Genomic DNA, 24,607 nt, shown 5'->3' with positions numbered 1-24,607 from the left:
TTGAAAAAAATGGGATCGAAAGTGCTTTTAAAATACACGTGACGGGTATTATATTAAAGACTTAAAGGTACTTAAAAATACACAGGTATTTTCTTTCAGCTACTTCTACAAACATAAGGGCTAAATCAACATAACTTAACATAAATAAGACTTGTGGATAGATTTTAAAACAAGACCGCTTACACTACTAGAATTAAGAATCAAGAAAGCTATGGTTCTTGATTCCAGAGTCAATTAAATCTTTAAATGATGACATTTTATACTGGTCTAGCGCTTCACGGATTCGAAAATTAAAGGATTAATGACAAGTTTGGGTTACCTCCAAAGCATCCACAAGAATAGGCTTGGGAGAGATATATGGAATTCCCAAACCCAGGCCTCTCAATATGAAGACAAATCCAATAATGAAAACAACAAAAGGAATCAGTTTTTGAACCTTTCGCCGATTCACATAATGAGTAAGATTTCCCAGGATAACCACAGCACTCATCAAAGGAACAGTACCTAATCCAAATAAAGTCATATAGGAGATTCCTTCTAAAATAGTGGTTGAAGTCAAGGACGCAATCATGGCTATATAGACCAATCCGCAAGGCAACAAACCATTCAAAAACCCAATAGTAAAAAACGCAGTGTTTTCTTTTTGTTTCAAAGATGCCCCCAAAGCATTTTTTATCTTACCTGTAAATCGCAATAGAGGCCGGGTTACCGAAAATCTTAAAAAAAGCCCAGGGCTAATAACAGGTAAAATCATAATCAATCCAACAGCAATAGACAACTGTTGCTGTAAACCAAAAAAATAAAACCCTTTACCTAACCATCCAAATAAGCCGCCGATCAAAGCATATGAAAAAATCCGTCCCGAATGATACAAAACGGTTTGCCAGATAGCTCTTCCTTTTTGCTGCCTGTCAATGGGAAGCATAAAAGCAATAGGGCCGCACATTCCTAAACAATGAAAGCTTCCAAACAATCCAAAAAGTAGTGCAGTGTAAATCATTAGTAAATAATTTCTTCGGAAAAAAAGTAATTTTTATTTTGATCCGTAAATTCGATACTAATGTTCCAACGGCCATCCAACAAACGTTTGTCAGGCACGAGCAAATAATTCCGGATCTTTGAAAGCGGAAGTTCAAAATCCAGTTGTTTGTCAGATGGCCTGTATAGGAACACTTTTCCTTCCAAAACTTTATCTTGAAAATCTCTTGGAAATTTGATAAGTAAGCCATCCGCTATTTTTTCCAGAGAAATTTTCCCTTCAAGTGCTTGAATATTTTTACTTGCATCGATCTTTTGCTGATAAGTCAACTCTTTTTCGTAATATTTCTCAGTTACCAAATCATAATTAAATTTAGTATTCGTAGTCATCGTTATCACAAAATACATGATAAATCCTACAAAAAAGATGATAGCAATTACAATGCCTTTTCCCCAATTGATTTTCATGGTATTTATTTTTTATTGAATGATTTTAAAAATTTAAAGATTGAAGCATTTAAAAATCAAAGATTACAAACATCGTATATTTTCAAACCTTCAAATCATTACATTGCCCCATTGTTACATTAATCATCTATAATTCCTGGGGCCTAGAAAATTTGTCGTTACCGTTTCTATTAACTTATATCCACTGTAGACTCCAATTCGCAACCGTATCTTATTTTTATTTAATTCTTTTTTTGGAATCTCAATAAACAAAGTTCCCTCTGCCAATCCCTGCTTTGGGATTAGAAATGTTTCTCTTGACACTAGTTTGATGGTTCCTTCATGTGATAATAATTTATACGTTACATTTTTAATATTCTCAGTTGTTTTGTTAATCACTTTATAGGTATACACATTACTGATGCTATCATGTCCTTTCTTTTCATATAACTGACCGGGTAATCTTAAAATAGTAGCTTCCACATCATTTCTTAAAGACAACATTCCTACTAAAACAGCAATTAAAATTCCCAGAACTGCTGTATAGCCTTTCATCCTGGCAGTAAATCTAAAAGGTGATTTTTTCTCAATATTATCAGTACTCGCATAACGGATGAGCCCGGTTGGCAAACCAACTTTTTTCATTATGTGGTCACACTCATCAATACAAGCTGTACAGTTTACACATTCCAGTTGTGTTCCATTTCTGATATCAATTCCTGTCGGGCAAACATGTACACATAGCTGGCAATCAATACAATCCCCTTTTCCGCTGGCTGCCCTGTCTTCATTTTTCTTGAATTTGGCTCTTCCCTTTTCTTTTTCACCGCGTTTATAATCGTAAGCAACTACTACAGATTGATTGTCTAAGAGGACGCCTTGTAATCTTCCGTATGGGCAAGCTATGATACATACTTGCTCACGGAACCATATAAATACAAAATAGAAAACCCCGGTAAAAATCAACAGTGAAATTAATGTACTTACATGATCAAACGGAGAAGAAAATACATAGTCTATTAACCTGTCGCTTCCTATCAAATAGGCCAAAAAAATATTCGCTATCAAAAAAGAAATGATAAAAAAAATACTCCATTTCAGTACTCTTTTCCTAATCTTATTAGTATTCCAGGGTTGTTTATCCAACCGAATTTGTTTTCCTCTGTCGCCTTCTATCCAGTATTCAATTCTACGGAAAACCATTTCCATAAAAATAGTCTGCGGACACACCCAACCACAAAAGATTCGCCCGAAAACTACGGTAAAAAGGGTCACAAAAACAACTCCTATGATCATGGATATCACGAATAAATGGAAATCTTGCGGCCAGAACGGAAATCCGAAAATATTGAATCTTCTTTCCAAAACGTTGAATAGCAAAAACTGATTCCCGTTTACTTTTATAAATGGTGCCAAGAATAAGAAAGTCAGTAAAAAATAACTTACCCATTTTCTATAGGTATAAAACTTTCCACCGGGTTTTTTAGGATACACCCAAGATCGCTTTCCTTCTTCATTGATAGTTCCAATATTATCTCTAAATTGTTCGTTCCCGGGTGTTTCCATTACAACTATTAAAACTAACTTAACACGCTGCTTTATTCTTCATCCCAAAGTTCGCCCTGAGGATCTTTCGGCTTTTGCGGATAGGTTCCCTGGAGTGACAGTACATAACCGGCCACTTTTTCAATATCAACAGATTTCAATGTGGTCTTCCAGGCTACCATTCCTTTTCCTGATCTTCCCCCGTCATTGATGGTGGTGAATATGCTTTCCATATTTCCGCCAAGGATCCAATACTTATCGGTAAGGTTAGGGCCAATGCCTCCACCTCCGTCTTTTGCATGACAACTGGCACAGTTGAGATTGAAAATGGCTTTTCCTCTCTTTAGAGATGCTTCATCTGTTAAATATTGCGCTGTGGAGGCATCTACGATTTTTTCTTTGGTGTTACCTTTATGTTGGTCTAGCTTTCTCATTGCGTCCGCTACTTCTTTTCTATATTCGGTAGCTTGGCTATCTCCGCCAAAAATATGGTATTTTGCCAGGTAAACTACCCCAAATAGAATGGTAACATAGAACAAGTACAGCCACCATGGCGGAAGTGAATTATCTAATTCCTTAATTCCATCGTAATTGTGATCTAAGATGATTTCCTCCTCCTCTTCGATAGATTTGGTTTTAGCCCACCTTTTCAATAATGTTTTAAGCCACATATATTTATCGGTAGCTACCGAGCTGATTCCTTGTTTTTCGAGTTCCAGTTGCTCTACTTTTTCCAATGTAACCACGTTGAGGATCTCCTTCATAATGATCATCACAACAATTGCTATGATAATGATCCATACCAGAGGGTTTTCATAAATATCGAATGGATTTTCATAAGATGCTAAGGCTATATATAATGCATACAAAGCCGCAAATAAACACAGAGTGTATGCTATTGATTGAAAATATTTTTTCATGGGTTATAATTTTATCTGTTCGTCTAACGGCATGCTGCTCATCTTTTTGATATGCTCTTTCTTCGCTGTGAATACCCACCAAAAAAGAGCGGCAAAAAAGGTAAAAAAGATAAGTAGCGATATCAAAGGATACACTTCAATTCCAACAATAGTCTCTAAATGATTTTTTACAAATTTCAACATGGTATTATTTTTTTATACTTAGGCTATCTTCTGTATTTATGAGTTTGATATCAGTTCCTAATCGTTGTAAATAAGCAATCAACGACACAATTTCACGTTCTTTCAACGGTATATAATCACCTCCCAAATCTGCTTTCTCTTGTTCAAAAGAACTCGTGATATCCGGATCTTCATATAAATTCGCTACTATCTTTTGAGATTGTTCTGCCATATGCTTTTGAGCATTGGCAATATCTTCTTCCGTATATGGAACTCCAAGAGCTACCATGGCTTTCATTTTATCTTCAATATGAGATCGGTCATGCTTATCTCGGATCAACCATTGATAAGCCGGCATAATAGACCCCGGCGATGTACTCTGCGGATCGTACATATGATTGAAGTGCCAACTATCCGGATATTTCCCTCCGATTCTAAAAAGATCGGGGCCCGTTCGTTTACTTCCCCACAGGAAAGGATGATCGTATACATATTCTCCCGCTTTGGAATATTCGCCATAACGCTCAACCTCACTTCTAAATGGCCTGATCATTTGTGAATGGCAACTCACACACCCTTCTCTGATATAGAGATCTCTGCCTTCCAATTCTAAGGGAGTATAAGGTTTTACACTGGTGATAGTCGGGATATTAGAATCTACTAATAGGGTTGGAACAATTTGTACAATTCCTCCAATGAGAATAGCAATAGTTGCATAGATGGTCAACTTTACCGGCTTTCTTTCCAACCAGGTATGATATCCTTCCTTTTTTTGTCTTTTCTTAGGCACTTTCTTTAATGCCGGTGCTTCTGCCAATTCATCTGTAACTTTTGATCCTGAACGAACCGTCATGATTACATTGTAAAGCATTACCAATGACCCTATAATAAACAAGCTCCCCCCGTATTCTATGATAAAAACAAGTAAAAGTTGAGATATTATTTTTACTAATTTATGCAGCAAATTTAAAAGTATCTACATAGGGTGTTTGTCGTTTGACAACGGCAAACACTCTTGCTATTAATTTGTTTCTAATAATGTTAACGGTACTCATTTTACTTTTGCCTTGTTTTATTCTTTTATGATAGTATAATTTCATTTCTGGGTTATGTTGTATAGCAGAAATAGCGCACATATTAATAATTGCTTTCAATTTTTTATTAGCCAAATGAGAGACTTTTGTACGTCCTTTAATACTAGTTCCAGATTGGTAAGGAAAAGGAGCAACACCACAATAAGAGGCAAACTTTCTCCAGTTTTCAAATTTTGAAAAATTGTCAGTAAACACAATCATCATTATAGCAGTTTGCATTCCTATACCTTTAACACTAGTAACAAGTTTATAGGTTTCTTTTAACATTATATTTTGGTCAATAATAGCTTGCATTTGAGTATTAATCTTGTGTATTTGTTTGGTTAGTTCTGCAATCATTTTTTGTTGAACGTCAAAGATTATTTTATACTCTTTTGCTTTATAAATTCTTTTTTGTTCTTTCAAAGTAACTTTAAAACCAGCTCTTTGTTTGTTAAGTTTTGTCCTTAAAGATAAGAGACTTTTTAGTTGTAATATACTTCTTTTAGGTAGCTTACTGGGTTTAAGTTCTTCTTTTAATCGATACCCATATAGAGCAATGCGTTTGGCATCAATTTGGTCATCCTTTCCACGAGCAATACCAATAGATCTTTTAATTTCTAAACCAGAAGCTATGAAAAAAGATAATTTTTGTTCAGTTAAAGACACAGATAATAAATGAGAGTACATTCCTGTATGTTCAAATACAAACATGGTTTCTTCTTTAGAGAAAGACGAATTTTTAAAACTCCACTTTAGCATTAATTTAAATCCAGATTTACTGTTCTCAAACTGTTGAACAATTTGTTTAGAATAGATACAAACATCAATTAATAATTTACTGACATCGATTCCGATAATTTCATTTGTTTTCATAATTTTGTAATTAGATATTAATAATAGTTACTTAAACTAAGACCTTTAATAAGGGCAGAAACTGAAATTCTATATGGTTCTAAGTAACTTTTAAAAAGAACGGAGACTAATACGGGGGATGGCTCTAAAAAGCTAGCTGGCCGCTAAAGTTCACTCCGTTCTTTTGTGTTTTTGGTTATCAACAAAATAAGAGTTATTAACAAAGAAAAAAAGAAGCAAAAAAAGAAATTTCATCATAACTATTATGTTTTTATTTTAAGTAATTATTTCTATTTGCTAATCTAAAGAATGGCTCTCATCCAGTACATCGGGATAATCTCATTGACCGTTTCTAAAAAGTTTCCATATGTTAAAGTTCCATCCGGATTGAATTGTTTCCACATAGAAGCCTGTACAAATCCGGCCACATACATGGGTAAGGCATACATCACAATACCCAATGTTCCGATCCAAAAGTGGAAGTTTGCAAGGGCTCTTGAGAACAATTGTGTTTTAAACATTCTCGGAATCAGCCAATATAACATTCCGAAAGTCAGGAACCCATTCCAGGCCAAAGCCCCAACGTGTACATGGGCGATTACCCAATCGCTAAAGTGTGCAATAGCATTGACATTTTTTAAAGACAACATGGGGCCTTCAAAAGTAGCCATCCCATACCCGGTAATTGCCACAACCATAAATTTTAGAACCGGATCCGTTCTTACTTTATCCCATGCTCCGCGCAACGTTAATAACCCATTGATCATACCTCCCCAAGATGGAGCAATCAACATCACTGAAAAAGCAACTCCTAGATTCTGAGCCCAATCGGGTAAAGCCGAATACAATAAATGATGTGGCCCTGCCCAAATGTAAATGAAAATGAGTGACCAAAAATGTACAATGGATAATCGGTATGAGTATACAGGTCTGTTAGCAGCTTTGGGAACAAAATAATACATCAGTCCCAAAAAAGGTGTGGTCAGGAAAAAAGCCACGGCATTGTGTCCATACCACCACTGAACCAAAGCATCTTGAACTCCTGCATATACTGAATAGCTCTTTAAAAACCCTACAGGCAATTCCAGACTATTGAATATATGAAGTACTGCGACAGTAACAAAGGTTCCTAAGTAAAACCAAATTGCTACATATAAATGTCTTTGCCTTCGCTTTAAGATAGTCCAGATCATATTTACTCCAAAGGCTACCCAAACCAATGCAATGGCAATATCAATAGGCCACTCCAATTCAGCATATTCTTTAGATGTTGTGAACCCTAATGGTAGTGTAATGGCTGCAGCGACAATAATTAGCTGCCAACCCCAGAAATTGAAATTACTAAGAACATCACTCGCCATTCTTGTTTTTAAAAGCCGTTGCAACGAGTAGTAAACCCCCGCAAAGATGGCATTCCCAACAAATGCAAATATCACTGCGTTGGTATGTAAAGGCCTGATACGGCCAAAACTCAACCAAGCGATACCGTCTGTAATGTTAGGAAACAAAAACATAAATGCAAGCAATAACCCAACGGTAAATCCAACAGTTCCCCAGAGCATGGTTGCATAGATGAATTTTTTTACGATCTTGTTATCGTAATAAAATTGTTGTACTTCCATAATTAAATCGTTTAAACGTTGTTAGTTGATGAATTTTCCTTACTTTCTTCTACGATTTCATCGTCAAACAATATTCTGACAGAAGGCGTATACGAATCGTCATATTGACCACTCTTTACCGATAGGATAAATGCTACAAAAAATATTAAAGCAACTAATATACTTAGTGCAAGAAGTAGGTAAATTACGCTCATAAGTGCCTGATAAAATCAAGGTAAAATTACCTCGGGATCAGATTCTAAAAAATGACATTTATCATGTTTTGATTTTTTTTTGACATCCGGGGACTTTTTTGAAGGACAATGTTTATAGCTTCATTTCAAAAATGTAGTGAAGCGATCTGTTTTGAAGCGATTTTAAGCTGTAATAGATTCTCTAATACATCATCCGGGTTAATTTCCTGCTGGTGAAATTTGTTGCTAAGGTTGTAAAAACAACAATGCTAATAGAACTCAAAGGCATTAAAATTGCAGCAATAACCGGTGATAATTGTCCGGTGACAGCAAAGTACAATCCTATCAAATTATAAATTAACGATACTAAAAATGCCAGCCTGATAATCTTGATGGAATGCTGAGCCAGTTGTAAGAATAAAGGTATTTTTTCAAAATTTTCTGCTGATAGTATTCCGTCACAAGCAGGGGAGAATACATTGATATCTTCTGAAATAGCAATTCCCACATCACTTTGAGCAAGGGCTCCAGAGTCATTTAATCCATCCCCAATCATCATGACTTTCAGGTTTTTATGTTGATTTTTTTGAATCAAAGCTAATTTCTGTTCTGGTTTTTGGTTGAAATACAACGTAGTTTTCTCCGGTAATATTGATTGGAGATATTGTTTTTCTCCTGAGTTATCTCCCGAAAGAATCGATAATTCATAATTTGGTTCTAATGAGATAAATACCTTTTTAACGCCTTTTCTGTACGTATTTTTTAAAACATACTTCCCTTTATAATGGCCATTAAAACTCAAGTGCACAGCCGTATCGTAATGGTGTTGAGCTTCTACAGCCCGGACAAATGATGCGGATCCTGCTTTGATAAAATCTCTTTCAACACAAGCTTGAACTCCTTTTCCCGCGAACTCCTGATAGTGTTTCAAAGTCAGTGGTTCGGGCTCTCGTATCTGATGGTAAATTTTACGACTTAGCGGATGATTCGAATTTCTCAGTAATGTGCCCAAAGCAGAAACTTGCCTATCGGTTAGTTCTTCCCCTTCGTAAATAATGTCACTTTCACTATTGCTGGTAATTGTTCCGGTTTTATCAAAAAAAACACTGTTAATTTTTGCCAGTTTTTCTATGACTTCCGTATTTTTTAAATAGAGTTTATGCTTACCAAAAATGCGCAATAGATTCCCTAATGTAAATGGTGCAGCCAAAGCAATGGCACAAGGGCAAGCAATGATGAGTACTGCAGTAAAAACGGACAGTGCTTTGCCGGTATCAAAATATAACCAGTATATAGTTGCTATGAGAGCAATGCCTATTACTGTAATTGTAAAGTATTTGCTAACACTATCTGTTAGTGATTGAAATGTTGAGATTTTATCTTTATTAAAAACGTCATTTGTCCAAAGTTGTGTCAAGTAGCTTTGAGATACTGATGTAAGTACTTCCATTTCAATGGCTTTTTCCAGTTGTTTTCCTCCGGCAAAGATGTTGTCCCCCGATTTTTTAATTACAGGTTTGGATTCGCCTGTAACAAAACTATAATCAATCTGTGTAGCAGCGCTTATTAATATTCCATCTACGGGAATAAGTTCTTGATTTCTGATCAGCAATCTATCTCCTTTCTCAATATCGTAGATTTCGATATTTTCTTCTTTCCTGTCCCTCATCCTGGTTACGGCAACAGGAAAATAAGAGGTATAATCGCGCTCAAAAGATAAAAAGCTATACGTTTTTTGCTGAAAAAATTTACCTAAAAGCAAAAAAAATACCAACCCTGTCAAGCTGTCAAAAAAGCCCGTTCCCAAATCAAAGATTACTTCTGCCGAACTTCGTACAAAGAGCACTGAAATTCCCAAAGCAATAGGAATATCAATATTCAACAATTTTGACCGCAGCCCTTTGTATGCGGAAACAAAATAGTCGCTTGCCGCATAAAACACAACGGGAAGCGAAAACAATAACATCAACCACCGAAACACATATTTGTACTTTTCCAGCCAATACTCCGAAACCTCAAAATATTCCGGAAAAGATAAGAACATAATGTTACCAAATGCAAACCCTGCAACTCCCAGTTTATAATAAATAGTTCTATTAACAGTATTTTTCTTTTGTACGGTATCTTCCAAGCTGATGTAGGGTTCATACCCGATAGCACTGAGTAAAATAACCAGATCTTTCAGAGAAGTCCGTTGATTATCGTAATGCACCCTAACTGTTTTTTTAGGGAAATTCACTTGAGAGGAAATAACTCCCTTATCTAATCGTTGTAGATTTTCCAAAACCCAAATACAGGAGCTGCAATGGATATGCGGAATGTATAAATTGACAATTTGAAAAGAATCGTCTTCAAATTCAATCAGTTTAGAAACAATACTCTCATTTGACAAATAATCAAATTTTCCTTTGAACTCTGAGGGTATGGCTCCGGGATTGTTTTCAAAATCGTAATAACAAGCCATGTTATTTTCTGACAGTAATTCGTAAACCGTTTTGCAACCCATGCAGCAAAACGGTTTGTTTTCTATCTGTATAAGCTTATCATCACACAGCGTACCACAATGAAAACAAGGTTGTGATTTCATAAATATTATTTGCTCTTTGCCTATGGCAAAATTCGAGCATTCTTTCATCAAAAAACATGATAATTGTCAGCTTTTTTTACTAATTTGGATTGCCAGTTTGAACAGGCTATGAGCAACAGATGTGAACAATGTATTATCCGTCAACTCAACTCATTGGGGAAACTATCTAAGGATGAGTTGATTCGTATTTCTACCTGTAAAACATCTCAATTTGTTAAAAAAGGAGATGTGCTTTTTGAGGAAGGCCAATATATCAATGGAATTTTTTGTATCAAAGAGGGTGTTTGTAAAGTAACTAAAATGAGTACAAACGGGAGAGATCAAGTTGTTAAACTGATTAAAAAAGGAGATCTGATAGGTGAACGTAGTCTGATTAGCGAAGAGGCTTCAAATCTAAAAGCCACAGCTATTAATGATATGGAGGTATGCTTTATTCCTAAAGAAGAGATTGTTAAATATTTGAAAAAGAACAACCAGTTTACTATGAGTGTTCTCAAGAGCCTGGCATTGTCTCTTAAAGAAGCTGATAATATGGTGGTAGACATGGCACAAAAAAATGTGAAGCAACGACTGGCTGAAGCTTTACTGCATTTGCAGGAAAATTTCAAAACAACTGACAACGAGCCTTTAAATATTCAGCTTTCCCGCGAAGATATTGCCAGTATTGTCGGAACCGCCACGGAATCTACAATTCGGTTGTTATCCGCCTTCAAAAAAGAAAAATTAATTGACCTCAAAGGAAAACAGATTTATATTTTGGATTCCAAATCGCTTCAACGAATTGCTGACGGGGTTTAAATAAATGAGACCTTTGCAAAATTGATTTGGCAAAAAAGTTCGACACCCGAAGAAAATTTTAAACCGGAATAACCTGTTGGTTTTGAGGATTTAAAATTTTCGAGAAGGAAGAAATTTGAAGCCAAATCAATTTCAATACAGAATATATCACTATTTTGCAAAGGTCTCAAATTTCTAAAAAGTATATTAGTAGCAGGGTGGCAGCCAGTTATAATAACTTGTGGTAAAATTTCTATTACTCAAAATGATCAACCTGCAACCTTTATATTTTTCATCAAGACATATCCGTCCGTTACATTTCCAACAAGACTATCCGCAAGATTAGCATCGGATACAATTCCGTCGTTTGAGTTATTGGTATCCGCATTTCCGTTATAGTTTGGAGAGGCATATACCGTATTGGAAATGGCTTCCGACCAGGAAACTTGGGTAATCAGCAGAGAAGTTCCGTTGCTACGTTTTATTTCTACATGAAGATGAGGTGTACGACCCGGATACCACCCCGGAAAAATACTTACAAATGTTGCATTTCCGTTAGCATCTGTTGTTTGCCTTCCCCGGAGAAAATTTTCACTGGTAAAATCGCCTTCTATCTGCCCGTCGTATTCTGAATAGTTGCCTTTTGCATCACAATGCCATATATCTACTAATGCCCCTTGTATCGGACTACAGTTGGCATTTGTATTTTGGATATTCAGTGTGATCATCAGGGCTACTCCACTGCGGTTGCCGACAATGTTTTCACGTATTAGTTGTGCCGGTGTCCTAATGGGGAATGGCCCTGCTGTTTCCGCAGGAGATACGGAACAATTAGGGTCAACAACACCCGTATTATTATCACCTATATTATTGTTGTCACTATTACAAGATGAAATAACAGATGGAATAGCAATGATACTACCTATTCCCAATACACCTTTTTTTAAAAATTTTTTTCTATCCATTTTTTTATTGGTTTTAGTTGGTAATTAAAATATTGGTTTAGGCATTTAACCACTAATATTTTTGATAGGACAAGGATTCGCCATTACCATTTTTACATACAAAACCATCTTTCCACTTAAGCTCGGAAAGATAAATTAAACAATCTTCTGAGGCCTTAAAACGATCTTGAAATTCAAATAAGGATAGGCTTTAAATCTTTGCTCTATAGTACCTGGACTTAATCCATTGAATTTACTATTTTTATTTATAGTTATAAAACGCCTAAGTCAATTAAAATATTAATAAAACTCCCTCATACTACTTCTTCCTCTTATAGCAAAAAGAAAATAGCAGGTAAAAAACTCATTATGGCATTAACAACGTATGTTTTTAGTATTTAGTATATATAGTTTGGAAGAAGTGATTAAAAAATCAAAATATCAAGAGATAGGTATTATACCAAAATGAATACTAAAATAGTCCAATCTCGCTATGAAAATTTCAAATTTCATCACTAAAAATACTCGGCGTAGCTAAGGTTATGCCTGTGTTTTTTAACTCGAACTTTAAAATTTTCCTCACACAATCTTTAGACCACTTCAGTATTCATTTTGGTATTGAACTCATTTAAACTTTTAGAGGTCAGTAGATAATTTCATAACTTGTATGTCAATAAAAATAGGGATTTTATGGAAATTTTCAAGGGTCAAAACCTTTTAGAGTTCGCTGAACGCTTTAAAACAGATGTAGATTGCAAAGCATATCTAGGTCAAATCAAGTGGAAAGAGGGTTATGTATGTCGTAAATGTGGTAATACCAGTTACCAAGTACGTAAGAACTTTTCAAGAACATGCAATAAATGTGGTGATACAGAAAGCCCAACGGCTAACACCATTTTTCACAGAGTGCGATTTGGTGTACGAAAAGCCTTTTTTATCTGTTTTGAAATGGCAACTACCACCAAGAGTTTATCAGCTACACAAATGGGTGTACGCTATGGTATTACAGAAAAGACAGCACGATTGTTTATGCTTAAAGTAAGAGAAGCTATGGCTTCTAGTGAAAATAACCCTATGGATGGTCATGTACAGGTTGATGAATTTGTGTTGGGTGGTTATGAGCAAAACAAGATAGGTCGTAGTTATGATGCTAAGAAAAAGAAGGCTATTACTGCTGTTGAGTTCACAGACCAGGGCAAAGTAAAGCGTATGTATGCTTTAAACATCAAAGATTTTTCTGCACAATCGTTGCAATATATGTTCATTAAGCATATTGATAGAAAGGCTCAAGTAATCACTCACAAATGGAAAGGCTACAGGCCTATTGCAAAAGCCTATAACATTACCCAGATTGATAGCGACAAAGGATTAAACTTTAAAGCCTTACATACGATGATTCATCAAATAAAATCATGGATTAGGACAACTTATTCTTGGGTAAGTGAGTTTAATCTAAACCGATACTTTAATGAGTTTTGTTTTAGAATTAATCGCTCGCAAAACAAAAACACAATATTCAATAACTTAATAACTAAAATGGTCATGAGTGATAAAATTTATCAAAGTGAAATTATATGTAACTAACTACTGATCTCTATAAACTTTTTCAATTTGCTGAAAAATTACTGTTTTCCGCTCTGTTTTTGTCTTTTTTTCCTTCCGTAGCGCTGCTATGCAACTCAAAAAATCCTTCAACAGCCCTAAAAACTTCTAATTTTCGCTTACATCCAAAAAGTTTAAATGAGTTCATTAAATAAAAAAACCCGTATCTTTAGTAAGAAGCGGGTTTTTTTGATATATGCGTATTGCCCTATTTGCGGTTTATTTTAAATTTATAATGCAAATATGTGTAAGCATCTCTGGGCACAATAGTAATCCACTTTTTGTATTTTAAATACCAGCCGAACCGGATAGATAAAATCCCTTTGGTTAAGTAAGAAGCAATGAAAGGATGTGTATTTAACACTACCTTTTTATTTTTAGGATTAGAGATGATTTTTTTCATCTCCGTTTCAATTTTATCAATTAAAACGATGGGTGCTTCAACTTCTCCGTTTTTGTTCGGATTAGGTTCAGTTGTTTTTATACTCAACTCAGGCCTTACTCGTTGACGTGTAATTTGTACTAAACCAAATCTACTTGGAGGTAATATTTTGTGTTTTGTTCTATCAAAAGACATTTGCTCTTTTAAATGAAGATACAACTTACTTCTATTTTCAGCTTTATGCATGTCTATAAAATCAATTACAATAATTCCTCCCATGTCGCGTAATTGCAATTGTCGTGCAATTTCGGTTGCAGCAATTAAATTTACTTCCAAAGCTGTTTCTTCCTGAGATCCTATTTTATTGGATCGATTTCCGCTATTTACATCGATAACATGCAAAGCTTCCGTATGTTCTATTACCAAATAGGCGCCTTTGCTCATAGAAACCGTTTTACCAAAAGATGTTTTTATTTGGCGTTCTATCCCATATCTTTCAAAAATAGGAATGGCAGACTTATGAAGTTTTACAATCTTTTCTTTTTCCGGATAAATTTCCCTTAAATACTGTTTAATTTCCAGGTTAAGGTCTTTATCATTGGTGATTATACTTGTAAAAGATTCATTCATTACATCTCTCAAAATCGAAGATGCTCTGTTTAATTCACTCAATATTTTTGTTGGCGTATTTGTATTAGGGATTCTTCTACACATCATTTTCCAACGTTCTAAAGAGTTCTGTAGGTCTTTATCCAATTCTGCTACTTTTTTGCCTTCGGCAACCGTTCTTAAAATAACACCAAACCCCTTGGGTTTAATGCTTTTTGCTAATCTTTTTAAGCGTTCTTTTTCATTAGTATTTTCAATTTTTTGAGATACTGATATTCTATTGGAAAAAGGTACTAATACCAAATATCTACCCGCGATTGAAAGCTCCGAACTTATTCTCGGCCCTTTGGTAGATATTGGTTCTTTTACAATTTGTACTAGTAAATTCTGGCCTGATTTTAGTACATCATTAATACCACCGTCTTTATCAATATCTTTTTCAAAACGGAAATTTTTTAAAGTGAATTCTTTATACTTACCTGTGCTTACTTTTTTAATGAATGCATTTAAAGATTGAACTTGCGCGCCTAAATCATGATAATGTAAGAATCCGTCTTTCGGATGACCTACATTTACAAAAGTAGCATTTAAGCCCGTTAACACTTTTCCTATTTTGGCTAAAAAAATATCCCCAACTGAAAATTTGTTATCGGTTGTTTCTCTATTTAATGCAATAAGTTTTCCATCTTTTAGCAGGGCAAAATCAATATCAGATGAATTAGATCGAATGATTAACGTTATTTTCATACTGAAATGGTTTTTATACTACACAGAACTGTGCAGATGGTTTAATATTGTCAGGTACTATACCGTGCGAGGTCTAACAACCTCAATGTCAATGAACGTCTAAACTAAATGTTAAGAGAAAAATGATCTTACTTTTTCTTATGCCTGTTTGCTCTAGCTCTTTTTTTGCGCTTGTGTGTAGAGATTTTTGCTCTCTTTCTTTTTTTACCACTTGGCATAATTATTCGTTTATGTTAAGGTCTTTATGGCCTTGATTATTGTTTTTTTACTTTACTGTTACCTTGTTTTTTACCCCTTCAGTAAACGTTTTTGATGGTTTAAAAGCCGGTATGTTGTGTGCAGGAATTTTAATAGTTGTATTTTTAGAGATATTTCTTCCTGTTTTTTCTGCTCTGGTTTTAATAATAAAACTACCAAAGCCTCTTAAATAAACATTCTCTCCATTTTCCAATGCATCTTTTACCTCGGTCATAAATGCTTCTACAATGGTTAATACATCTGTTTTTTCAATACCCGATTTATCAGAGATTTTCGATACAATATCCGCTTTCGTCATATTTCTTGTTTTTAGTTATTTATTTTCAAAAATGCGGAGGCAAATATATGATAATTAATCTATTTCGAAAAAAGTATCGGGGATAAATTACCAGTACAAAAAACACATTTTAATTTTAATCAAACAATAATGAACAGTTTAATGTAATATTGTAGTCCTTAAAAGTGATCATGATTTTTTCTAAAACAGTAATTCACTGGTACTTACAGAACGACAGAGATCTCCCGTGGCGTAAAACAAAAAACCCGTACTTTATTTGGTTATCGGAAATTATTCTACAACAAACCAGGGTAGCTCAGGGAATGCCATATTATGTAAAATTTGTACATTCTTTTCCTACTATCTTTCATCTTGCAAAAGCATCGGAAGCAACTGTTCTAAAACTGTGGCAAGGGCTCGGTTATTATTCTCGTGCCAGGAATTTGCACTTTGCCGCAAAACAAATTGTGCATGATTTGGATGGACATTTTCCTAATACATATAAAGAGATTTTGAAACTAAAAGGAGTAGGAGACTATACTGCTTCGGCAATTTCCTCTATATGTTTCAATGAACCTCATGCTGTTGTAGACGGAAATGTGTACAGAGTGTTGGCCAGATATTTTAATATTGATATTCCCATCAATTCACCTGAAGGCGTAAAAAAATTTAAAGGGTTAGCCCAAGAGTTAATTGATAAAAACCAACCCGGAGTATACAATCAAGCCATCATGGAATTTGGAGCTTTACATTGCAAACCTCAAAATCCGCTTTGCGAAACCTGTCCGTTTTCCTCAAGCTGTTTGGCACTTCAAAAAAAAGCATACACAAATTACCGGTTAAAGAGAAAAAGTTAAAAGTCAAAAAAAGATATTTTAATTATTTAGTTACTGTTACTGATGATGGAAAAACCATTTTAAAGGAAAGAAAAGGAAAAGGAATTTGGCAGGGACTATATCAATTCCCGCTTGTAGAATCAAAAAAAACAGTAGGTGAAAAATATATTTGCCAATCCGAAGAATTCTCAAAATTATTCCCAACCACATCATCAATAACATTGTTTAATGAAAAAGAAATTATTCACAAGCTCTCTCATCAGCATTTATACACTCGTTTTTGGATCATTGAGACTCCTGAAATGAGACATTCAACTATTTCCTGGAATTCAATAGAAGTATTTCCCGTACCTAAGCTAATATCAAATTTCATCAAATCATTTTCATCCGGGAGAGATTGATTTTTTTAGTATATTTGAGTATCTAATTTTTGTATGATAGCCGAAACAGTTAATGAGTTCGTTTACACTTTTTGAATTGAAACAAAAATTGATGGTTTTGTTTCCGTATGAAGGATTTTTTGTATTGCATAGTAGTATTACGGAGCAAAGAATTATAGCTGTATGGAAAAATACCTTCTGTTTTAGTTTAACGAATTCTTAAAATTTGGCACCAGAGTCTATATGTATTTTTCTGTTTTTTTCCGGTATAAATAATATGCTCGTTGTTAGTTTACTCGCTCTTACTATTCTTTTGGCGTGCTCTGCGTTAATCTCCGGAAGTGAAGTGTCTTTTTTTACACTCTCACAAACAGATTTGGATATATTATCTGAAAAATCCAAAGGAGAAAATGGTATTGTCCTACTCCTTGAAAAGCCCAGAAAATTACTAGCGACCATTTTAATAACCAATAATTTTATCAATATTCTTATTGTATTTTTATTTGCCTCAATCGGGGAAGTTGTTTTTAAGGATTTAAATTATTATTTAGATTTATATTTATTAAAAATTCATATTCGGTTTTTAATAGAAGTCGTACTTATTACGTTTTTGATTTTACTTTTCGGGGAAGTTTTACCAAAAATATATGCCTCTCGAAAAGCGCTATTTTTCTCTAATTTGATGCATAAACCTATCCGTTTTTTAAATATTATATTTACTCCATTTAGCTATCCTCTTATTCATTTTACTCAAATTATCGAAAAAAGATTCGGCTATAAAAGCAATTATTTTTCAGTGGAAACACTATCGCAAGCTCTGGAGCTGACCTCAGACGAATCTACGACAAAAGATGAGCAGAAAATATTACAAGGAATCGTAAACTTTGGAAGTACGGAGACGGTACAGATCATGAAACCGAGGATAGATATTTTTGCATTATCCGATGATGAACCTTATGAAGATGTGGTGAAAAAGATCCTTAAAAACGGCTATTCAAGAAACCCTGTTTACCACGAAAATATAGATACTATTGTTGGCGTTTTATATGCAAAAGATTTATTAGCTCACTTGAATAAAAAACAATTTAAATGGCAAAAGTTGTTACGAAAGCCTTTCTTTGTTCCGGAAAACAAAAAACTGGATGACTTGCTGAGTGAATTTCAAGAAAAGAAAAACCACTTAGCAATTGTAGTTGACGAGTATGGAGGAACAAGCGGAATTGTTACTCTTGAAGATGTTATTGAGGAAATTGTCGGCGATATTAATGATGAATTTGATACGGATGATTTGTCTTATTCTAAAATAAATAACCATACGTATGTTTTTGAAGGAAAAATAAGTATTAAAGATTTTTGCAAGGTTTTTGAAGGAGATGAAGCTATTTTTGAGGAAGAAAAAGGAGAATCGGAAACATTGGCTGGTTTTATTTTGGAAATATCGGGAAAATTTCCCCGCAAAGGAGACAAAATAAACTTCAACAATTATACGTTTACTATAGAGGTTTCAGATAGGAAACGAATTATTCAAATAAAAGCAGAAAGAAAAGTTGTATAGTTTGAAAGTTTCAGATTTAACGTATGAAAGTTCCAAGTTTAAAGTGTACTCAGCTCTTTTAAAACATTGGGGAACCGGTGTTGTTTTTTTGAAAACATTAAAAGTTAAAACAATCATATTCCTTTTTTCATCAATATTTTTTGCCTGCAAAAATGATGTACTGCCCAAACCTAAAGCATACTTGAGTTTAACGTATGCAAAAGCAGTGTATAAAAAACTAGCTGTAAAAAGACCCTATGTATTTTTAGTTTCTGATAAAGCTGTTATTAAAGATGAAGAGAATCATTGGCTTAAAATTATGTATCCGAAACTAAAAGCTTCCATAGATATAACATACAGGCCTGTAAAAGATAACTTAAAAGAGCTATTGATTGAATCTGAAAAGCTAGTCTATAAACATACGCTAAAAGCAGAGCAGATTATTCCTAAAGATTTTATAAACGAAGAAAAAAAAGTATATGGTAGCTTACATGAAATAACTGGTAATGCGGCATCTCAAATTCAATTTCATGTAACGGACAGTACTAAAAATTTCTTAAAAGGAGCATTGTATTTCTATGCAAAGCCCAACTACGATTCCGTATTACCGGCAGCAGCTTATATTAAAAAAGACATAATTAAACTGATAGAATCTTTGGGGTGGAATAGAAAAAAACCTACTTTTATACTTAATTAATAAATTAATTATTTAAACTTTTATCAAATGAATAAAAAATACCCCTCAATTATTGTTTGTTTGTTCTTCATTGCATTACAAACAGCATTTTCACAGATTGCGAAAAATGAACCTCAAAAGCCCTTTTATGTGGGAGTTCCCTCTAAAGTAGAAAAAGTTCCATCATTAGCTTCACGTATGAACTCTCTTATAAGACCTGACTTATCAAAAGAACACATCATAAAAGATGGTAGATCTTCAAAATACAATGTAGTTATTGGTAAAGGATCTACAGGTGATGATGCTTTGACTAAAAGTAAACACAGGTTGGCAGGAAGAATCCCTGCCAGAACCCCAGAATTAGTTTTTGAAACAGGCGCTTCTAGTTCTCAGCCTACGGATCCAGCCGGAGCAGTAGGGCCTAACCACTATATTTCTGTAATTAATACTGCATTTCAAATATTTGATAAAAGTGGAAACTCACTTACAAATGGGCTTGTATCTCCAAACCCTACGATATTCCCATCTGGCGGATGTTGTGATTTGACAGCTAGTTATGATAATAATGCAGATCGTTGGATACTCTCATTTTTAGGAGGAGGAGTACAGGTAGCAGTTTCAGACGGACCGGATCCGGTAAACGATGGTTGGACAGTTTATACTTATTCTGTGGTAACTGACTATCAAAAACTATCTGTCTGGAGAGATGGTTATTATATGACAGAGAATACAGGGAATGCCAATAAAGTTCACGTATTTGAAAGGTCTGCTATGATTGATGCAGCTAGTGCGGGAACAACTCCACAAATTGTTTCTTTTAATTTACCGGGACTAGTTACTAGTGGATTTCATAGCCCTCAAGTATTAAATATTAGTGGAGGGACATGGCCAACCTCGGGAAGTGCTACCGTGGTATATATGCAAGATGATGCGTGGACAGGAGTAACAGAAGATCATATTAAAATTTGGACCATAGATATGGATTGGACAGACACAAGTAACTCAACAGTATCAGCGGCACAGGTTTTAGGTGCAGCAGAAGGGGTCACTTCTTACATTGGTGTCTTTGACGGAGGAAGTTTTTCAAACCTTCAGCAACCTAATGGGGGATCATCAGTAGATGCCTTACAGGCGACAATTATGAATCAAGCACAGTATAGAAAGTTTGGGGCACACAATTCTGCAGTTTTTAACTTTGTTGCAGATGTTGATGGTAGTGCAACTGAACAAGCTGGTATTAGATGGTACGAATTAAGGCAAACTGCTGATGGGCAACCATGGACAGTTCATCAAGAAGGGACGTATACAGCTCCGGATAGTAGGCATGCATGGAATGCAAGTTTGATTATGGATGTTCAGGGAAATATCGGTATGGGATATACAGGAATGTCTAGTGCCAAAAGTACGGATTCTCAAGTGTTTGTAGGCTCTTATTATACGGGCCGTTTTGTAAACGATCCTCCAGGTACTATGACAGTTGCTGAAGGGACAATCTTAGCAGGAGATGGTGCCATTCCATCAACTCGGTATGGAGATTATAGTAAGATAGATGTTGACCCATCCAACGACAAGAAATTCTGGTTTGTAAATGAAGTAATGAATAATGGTAGAAAGAATGTTGCAGGAGTTTTCCAAATTGCACCAAATTTTAATAATGATATTGGGGTCATAAGTATTGATAATCCAATCTCAGGAGCTCTCTCGTCAAATGAAAGCATAACAGTAACTATTTTCAATTTTGGCGAAAGTACTGCTTCTAATTTCAATGTTACCTATCAGATAAACGGAGGTGCTCTAATAAGTGAAGCATATACCGGACAACCAATTCCTTCCGCAGGATCTGCTCAGTTTACTTTTTCAACTACGGCTAATATGTCTGTAGAAGGACAAACCTATAATATTATTGCCTCTGCAAACTATCAAAGTGATGAGGATAATACGAACGACTCTACCTCTGCATCAATTACCCATATTTTTTCAAATGATATAGGAGTTACAGCTATAAGTTCTCCGGTAAGTGGAGAAAATATAGGGAATGAGCAAATAACCGTAACCGTTGAAAATTTTGGGACTACTTCTCAGTCTAATTTTGATGTTTCATACTCAATTAATGGGGGTGTACCGGTAGTAGAACAAATAACCGGGCCTTTACTCCCTAATATGAGCATGGAATATGCGTTTACAAATTTAGGAGATTTTTCTGTAGATGGTTCCTATGTATTAAATGCGCAAACACAACTTCCATCTGATTCTGACGCTTCTAATAATTCAACTCAAGTAACTATTGAAAATACAGCATGTGACACGGTTATCAACGATACGGCAATTATTATTGATACTACGCCTAATTTTCAAATAGAATCAGTAATTACAATTACAGATAATGTTATTATCTCCGATATGAATGTTATCTTAAACATAAGGCATACTTATACTTCCGATTTAGATGTAAGATTGATTGCGCCGGATAATAGTACTGAGGTTGTTTTGTTTGAAAATGTTGGAAACTTTCAGGATAATTTCTTAAACACTGTATTAGATGATGATGCATCAACTCCTGTTGAAGATGGCTCACCTCCATTTAGTGGAACATTTAGCCCTCAAGGAAGCTTGTCAGATTTTAATGGAATGCAATCAGCAGGAGATTAGACATTGAGAATTTTAGATGAATTTAATAATGATGGAGGTGTATTATCAGATTGGTCATTGCAAATTTGTTCTACCCCTACTTTGTCTTTAGATGAAAATGATTTAGAGAGTGATGTTAAAATTTTGAATTTAGGAAATGACCTATTTGAGGTTGTAATAACTTCTGACATCTTATTCGAAGATCTAGATTTGAATGTATACAACATGTTGGGTCAAAACCTACTATGGAAAACGCTGAAGAAAGAATCGGGTAGTTATAGATACAAACTAAATATGTCGCATGCTTCTTCAGGAATTTACTTAATCAGGATTGGGAACAATTCTTCCGGAATCAGTAAGAGGATTGTTGTAGAATAATAATAAACAGAGAAAGCTAAACAAAAAAGAGAATTTAAAAATTCTCTTTTTTGTTTAGCTTTTAATGACTTCAATAAGCTGTATTGGAACAATTCCGTCGCATCTGTTTTTCATTCTAAGAGGAAAAAATTTAAAAAAAATACTTGTTTTTTTAGATGATGTAAAGTGAGAAAATTTTTTGTTTTCAATATTTATAGGATCATATTGTAATTTGGATTTATCTACAGTAATAACCCAGCGACAATCAGTTATATCTTTAAATTCGATTACACCTAGAATATAGCCTTCTTTTTTGTAGTCTTCTATTGATTTTTTAATTATAGGTTTTTGACTGTTACAAGATGTAATAATTGAGACTAAGAAGAATAATTTTAATAGAAATTTCATAATATGATATTTTTGATATCCAAAAAATACAATTTTTATTTTAAAATCTATGGAATTATAGTTAAATGGAAATGAACTCGTTTAAACTTTTTGAATTTGCTAAAAAATGGGTGTTTTTAGCTCTGTTCTTGTCTTTTTTTCCTTCCGTAGCGCTGCTATGCAACTCAAAAAAGCTTTCAACATATCTAAAAACTTCTAATGTTCGCTTAAACCCAAAAAATCTAAACGAGTTCAATAAAAAGTTATAAATCAACATATTAAGAAAAACTCATCTGGAGTGTAATCAAATTTTCGTCTGATACTTTTTAGCTTGTGCCTATTTTTTCTATCCAGACATGAAATTTTTCAAATATGCGATTATCAGCAACATCTTTTGAGTTTTCCGAATGCTCTTAAAGTTTGAAAGTATAAAAGTTGAAAGTTCTTAAGACAATTCCTTTAAAATACCAGAATAACTAACTGCATTATTTCATTTGTATTTTCCTGCTTTGCAACCACAAATAGAATTGTACTCCAAACAATAATGCCCCGGATAACAAATGAACTGCCTGTGTTCCTATTGGAAAATCTGCGTAGTACATTAAAACACCTGTAATCGTTTCCAGAAATAATAAAAGAAGTATCCAGTTAATTAATTCATAACCTAAACTTTTTACCTGATTTAAATAAAACAACCCTAAATTTACCCCTATGATAGCAATTGTAAAAGAACGATGGAAATAGAATTTAAAGTCGGGATTTAACAAACTATATTGCTTATTCTCAAAACCATATAATTTTACTTGTTCATCTATAAATTGCCTTACCTGGGTTCCTAATGCAATTTGAATCAGCGAGAATATAACAGAAACAATCAGCAACTTATTGAATAGCGAATGATATGGATATGTTTTTCCTTTTTCAGATACAATAAAAAGGATTTTTAAAACAAGGCCAACAATGATCAATCCAACCACCATATGAATGGTAATAATGGTTGGCGTAAGATGGGTATCTACTACTGTTTTGCCCAACCAAGCTTCAAAAAGCAATAAAATAAAAGCAATAAATGACAAAATGGTAATTTGCTTATTCTCTTTCCAAAACTTAACCGCACCCACAATTAAAAATAAGAATACGAACCCGGTTACTACACTTACCAAACGATTTATATATTCTGTCCAGGTATGAAATTTGTTGAATTTGGCATAGTTGTGTTTGGTATAAAGGGCCCAGTTCTTTGGATTAAATTCCGTGGTAGTGGTAAGGTTTTTTTCTGCAACGTATAAGGCTTTATCTTTAACTATAATGGCTCCTTTTTTATATGTCTTATTGGCTGTCCAGGTGATTTGCTCTTCCGATGTAGGCGGAATCAAATAACCAAAACATTTAGGCCAGTCCGGACACCCCATTCCGGAACCGGTCATTCGTACAATAGCACCGGCTATAAAAATTAAATATAAACTGATTAATGCAGCTTTTACAATGAAAGGAAAGCGGTCTTTCATGAAAAAAATTTCTACAAAGATACAACCAAAGCATAAAATAATAACTGCTTAGCACTATTATACCAGTTATTATTTGAAGTTACTGTAAAAAAAAATGATCGTTTTTTTCTTTATTAGAGTTAGAAAAATAAAGCGTAGCCTTAGTCCTACGGTTTCTTTTTATAGCGAACAAGAAAGGAAAAAAGAGCATTTTATTACGGTAATTTCAAGTGATAAATTATTATCTCTTTGTTACAAACCTATATAAATAAATGATTTGAATTTTGGACGTCTTTACAAATCGTATAGGGTAACATCCGCTTTTCCTAATCGTATATTCTTTAATATCTATTGCATTTTCCGA

The 24,607-nt window shown here is 34.3% G+C and carries 21 protein-coding genes and 2 pseudogenes; 7 read left to right on the top strand and 16 right to left on the bottom strand.

Features of this window, described 5'->3' with window-relative positions; translation table 11 throughout:
- Window positions 1–298 precede the first annotated feature (298 nt).
- From GKR88_16705 to GKR88_16665, 9 genes and pseudogenes are all read right to left on the bottom strand, one after another.
- Complete coding sequence (locus GKR88_16705) at window positions 299–1,000, bottom strand: sulfite exporter TauE/SafE family protein (protein QMU65750.1); 702 nt, start codon at window positions 998–1,000, stop codon at window positions 299–301.
- Window positions 1,000–1,446 (bottom strand): cytochrome C oxidase Cbb3, encoded by a 447-nt coding sequence (locus GKR88_16700; protein QMU65749.1) that lies wholly within the window; start codon window positions 1,444–1,446, stop codon window positions 1,000–1,002. The genes GKR88_16705 and GKR88_16700 overlap by 1 nt, the downstream gene beginning before the upstream one ends.
- A gap of 123 nt (window positions 1,447–1,569) precedes the next feature.
- Window positions 1,570–2,991 carry a cytochrome c oxidase accessory protein CcoG gene (gene ccoG, locus GKR88_16695; protein ID QMU65748.1) on the bottom strand — a complete coding sequence of 474 codons (1,422 nt, stop codon included), beginning with the start codon at window positions 2,989–2,991 and terminating at the stop codon, window positions 1,570–1,572.
- 32 nt (window positions 2,992–3,023) lie between these two features.
- The gene (locus GKR88_16690) at window positions 3,024–3,890 is read right to left on the bottom strand and encodes a c-type cytochrome (GenBank protein QMU65747.1); all 867 of its coding nucleotides are present in this window, start codon (window positions 3,888–3,890) and stop codon (window positions 3,024–3,026) included.
- Between the two features lie 187 nt (window positions 3,891–4,077).
- Window positions 4,078–4,923 carry a cytochrome-c oxidase, cbb3-type subunit II gene (ccoO, locus tag GKR88_16685; GenBank protein QMU66765.1) on the bottom strand — a complete coding sequence of 282 codons (846 nt, stop codon included), beginning with the start codon at window positions 4,921–4,923 and terminating at the stop codon, window positions 4,078–4,080.
- 82 nt (window positions 4,924–5,005) lie between these two features.
- Complete coding sequence (locus GKR88_16680; GenBank protein QMU65746.1) at window positions 5,006–6,001, bottom strand: transposase; 996 nt, start codon at window positions 5,999–6,001, stop codon at window positions 5,006–5,008.
- A 287-nt stretch (window positions 6,002–6,288) separates the two neighbouring features.
- A pseudogene (gene ccoN / locus GKR88_16675) lies at window positions 6,289–7,602 on the bottom strand (cytochrome-c oxidase, cbb3-type subunit I).
- 11 nt (window positions 7,603–7,613) lie between these two features.
- The gene (gene ccoS, locus GKR88_16670) at window positions 7,614–7,796 is read right to left on the bottom strand and encodes a cbb3-type cytochrome oxidase assembly protein CcoS (GenBank protein ID QMU65745.1); all 183 of its coding nucleotides are present in this window, start codon (window positions 7,794–7,796) and stop codon (window positions 7,614–7,616) included.
- Between the two features lie 181 nt (window positions 7,797–7,977).
- Window positions 7,978–10,362: an HAD-IC family P-type ATPase gene (locus tag GKR88_16665; GenBank protein ID QMU65744.1), complete on the bottom strand. Its 2,385-nt coding sequence runs from the start codon at window positions 10,360–10,362 to the stop codon at window positions 7,978–7,980.
- 108 nt (window positions 10,363–10,470) lie between these two features.
- On the opposite strand from GKR88_16665, the gene GKR88_16660 reads away from it, so the two are divergent.
- Complete coding sequence (locus GKR88_16660) at window positions 10,471–11,160, top strand: cyclic nucleotide-binding domain-containing protein (GenBank protein QMU66764.1); 690 nt, start codon at window positions 10,471–10,473, stop codon at window positions 11,158–11,160.
- Between the two features lie 248 nt (window positions 11,161–11,408).
- Here GKR88_16660 and GKR88_16655 read toward each other — a convergent pair whose 3' ends face one another.
- Window positions 11,409–12,104 (bottom strand): intradiol ring-cleavage dioxygenase, encoded by a 696-nt coding sequence (locus GKR88_16655; protein QMU65743.1) that lies wholly within the window; start codon window positions 12,102–12,104, stop codon window positions 11,409–11,411.
- 669 nt (window positions 12,105–12,773) lie between these two features.
- On the opposite strand from GKR88_16655, the gene GKR88_16650 reads away from it, so the two are divergent.
- Window positions 12,774–13,667: an IS1595 family transposase gene (locus GKR88_16650; protein QMU65742.1), complete on the top strand. Its 894-nt coding sequence runs from the start codon at window positions 12,774–12,776 to the stop codon at window positions 13,665–13,667.
- 22 nt (window positions 13,668–13,689) lie between these two features.
- Here GKR88_16650 and GKR88_16645 read toward each other — a convergent pair whose 3' ends face one another.
- From GKR88_16645 to GKR88_16635, 3 genes are all read right to left on the bottom strand, one after another.
- Window positions 13,690–13,833, bottom strand: coding sequence for a hypothetical protein (locus GKR88_16645; GenBank protein ID QMU65741.1), 144 nt, complete (start codon window positions 13,831–13,833; stop codon window positions 13,690–13,692).
- A gap of 60 nt (window positions 13,834–13,893) precedes the next feature.
- Entirely contained in the window at window positions 13,894–15,423 is a 1,530-nt protein-coding gene (locus tag GKR88_16640) for an Rne/Rng family ribonuclease (GenBank protein QMU65740.1), read from the bottom strand.
- Window positions 15,424–15,688: 265 nt separating this feature from the next.
- Window positions 15,689–15,979, bottom strand: coding sequence for an integration host factor subunit beta (locus GKR88_16635; GenBank protein QMU65739.1), 291 nt, complete (start codon window positions 15,977–15,979; stop codon window positions 15,689–15,691).
- A 170-nt stretch (window positions 15,980–16,149) separates the two neighbouring features.
- Between GKR88_16635 and mutY the strand changes: the two are divergent.
- The 5 genes and pseudogenes from mutY to GKR88_16610 all read left to right on the top strand — a co-directional run bounded on the left by mutY (window position 16,150) and on the right by GKR88_16610 (window position 22,390).
- Window positions 16,150–17,195: pseudogene (mutY, locus tag GKR88_16630) on the top strand (A/G-specific adenine glycosylase).
- 256 nt (window positions 17,196–17,451) lie between these two features.
- Entirely contained in the window at window positions 17,452–18,729 is a 1,278-nt protein-coding gene (gene gldE / locus GKR88_16625) for a gliding motility-associated protein GldE (GenBank protein ID QMU65738.1), read from the top strand.
- Window positions 18,730–18,817: 88 nt separating this feature from the next.
- The gene (gene gldD, locus GKR88_16620; protein ID QMU66763.1) at window positions 18,818–19,405 is read left to right on the top strand and encodes a gliding motility lipoprotein GldD; all 588 of its coding nucleotides are present in this window, start codon (window positions 18,818–18,820) and stop codon (window positions 19,403–19,405) included.
- Between the two features lie 27 nt (window positions 19,406–19,432).
- Window positions 19,433–22,033 carry a hypothetical protein gene (locus GKR88_16615; GenBank protein QMU65737.1) on the top strand — a complete coding sequence of 867 codons (2,601 nt, stop codon included), beginning with the start codon at window positions 19,433–19,435 and terminating at the stop codon, window positions 22,031–22,033.
- A 3-nt stretch (window positions 22,034–22,036) separates the two neighbouring features.
- On the top strand, window positions 22,037–22,390 hold the full coding sequence (locus GKR88_16610; protein ID QMU65736.1) for a T9SS type A sorting domain-containing protein: 354 nt from the start codon (window positions 22,037–22,039) through the stop codon (window positions 22,388–22,390).
- A gap of 54 nt (window positions 22,391–22,444) precedes the next feature.
- On the opposite strand, the gene GKR88_16605 is transcribed toward GKR88_16610, so the two are convergent.
- The 3 genes from GKR88_16605 to GKR88_16595 form a co-directional block, all read right to left on the bottom strand.
- A complete protein-coding gene (locus tag GKR88_16605; GenBank protein QMU65735.1) occupies window positions 22,445–22,777 on the bottom strand; it encodes a hypothetical protein in 333 nt (110 codons plus the stop codon).
- Window positions 22,778–22,838: 61 nt separating this feature from the next.
- On the bottom strand, window positions 22,839–23,012 hold the full coding sequence (locus GKR88_16600; GenBank protein ID QMU65734.1) for a hypothetical protein: 174 nt from the start codon (window positions 23,010–23,012) through the stop codon (window positions 22,839–22,841).
- A 229-nt stretch (window positions 23,013–23,241) separates the two neighbouring features.
- Window positions 23,242–24,264, bottom strand: a complete 1,023-nt coding sequence (locus tag GKR88_16595) for a heme A synthase (protein ID QMU65733.1) — start codon at window positions 24,262–24,264, stop codon at window positions 23,242–23,244.
- Window positions 24,265–24,607: the final 343 nt, after the last annotated feature.

This window comes from Flavobacteriaceae bacterium, assembly GCA_014075215.1.
GTDB lineage: Bacteria > Bacteroidota > Bacteroidia > Flavobacteriales > Flavobacteriaceae > Polaribacter.
The sequence above is the reverse complement of the archived record's forward strand: the minus strand, read 5'-3'. Positions and strand labels throughout refer to the sequence as shown.

Bases quoted from the DNA above. Each gene is read 5' to 3' on its own strand.
- GKR88_16705 (QMU65750.1), bottom strand. From the start codon at position 1,000: ATGATTTACACTGCACTACTTTTTGGATTGTTTGGAAGCTTTCATTGT.
- GKR88_16700 (QMU65749.1), bottom strand. From the start codon at position 1,446: ATGAAAATCAATTGGGGAAAAGGCATTGTAATTGCTATCATCTTTTTT.
- ccoG (QMU65748.1), bottom strand. From the start codon at position 2,991: ATGGAAACACCCGGGAACGAACAATTTAGAGATAATATTGGAACTATC.
- GKR88_16690 (QMU65747.1), bottom strand. From the start codon at position 3,890: ATGAAAAAATATTTTCAATCAATAGCATACACTCTGTGTTTATTTGCG.
- ccoO (QMU66765.1), bottom strand. From the start codon at position 4,923: ATGCTTTACAATGTAATCATGACGGTTCGTTCAGGATCAAAAGTTACA.
- GKR88_16680 (QMU65746.1), bottom strand. From the start codon at position 6,001: ATGAAAACAAATGAAATTATCGGAATCGATGTCAGTAAATTATTAATT.
- ccoS (QMU65745.1), bottom strand. From the start codon at position 7,796: ATGAGCGTAATTTACCTACTTCTTGCACTAAGTATATTAGTTGCTTTA.
- GKR88_16665 (QMU65744.1), bottom strand. From the start codon at position 10,362: ATGAAATCACAACCTTGTTTTCATTGTGGTACGCTGTGTGATGATAAG.
- GKR88_16660 (QMU66764.1), top strand. From the start codon at position 10,471: ATGAGCAACAGATGTGAACAATGTATTATCCGTCAACTCAACTCATTG.
- GKR88_16655 (QMU65743.1), bottom strand. From the start codon at position 12,104: ATGGATAGAAAAAAATTTTTAAAAAAAGGTGTATTGGGAATAGGTAGT.
- GKR88_16650 (QMU65742.1), top strand. From the start codon at position 12,774: ATGGAAATTTTCAAGGGTCAAAACCTTTTAGAGTTCGCTGAACGCTTT.
- GKR88_16645 (QMU65741.1), bottom strand. From the start codon at position 13,833: ATGAACTCATTTAAACTTTTTGGATGTAAGCGAAAATTAGAAGTTTTT.
- GKR88_16640 (QMU65740.1), bottom strand. From the start codon at position 15,423: ATGAAAATAACGTTAATCATTCGATCTAATTCATCTGATATTGATTTT.
- GKR88_16635 (QMU65739.1), bottom strand. From the start codon at position 15,979: ATGACGAAAGCGGATATTGTATCGAAAATCTCTGATAAATCGGGTATT.
- gldE (QMU65738.1), top strand. From the start codon at position 17,452: ATGCTCGTTGTTAGTTTACTCGCTCTTACTATTCTTTTGGCGTGCTCT.
- GKR88_16615 (QMU65737.1), top strand. From the start codon at position 19,433: ATGAATAAAAAATACCCCTCAATTATTGTTTGTTTGTTCTTCATTGCA.
- GKR88_16605 (QMU65735.1), bottom strand. From the start codon at position 22,777: ATGAAATTTCTATTAAAATTATTCTTCTTAGTCTCAATTATTACATCT.
- GKR88_16595 (QMU65733.1), bottom strand. From the start codon at position 24,264: ATGAAAGACCGCTTTCCTTTCATTGTAAAAGCTGCATTAATCAGTTTA.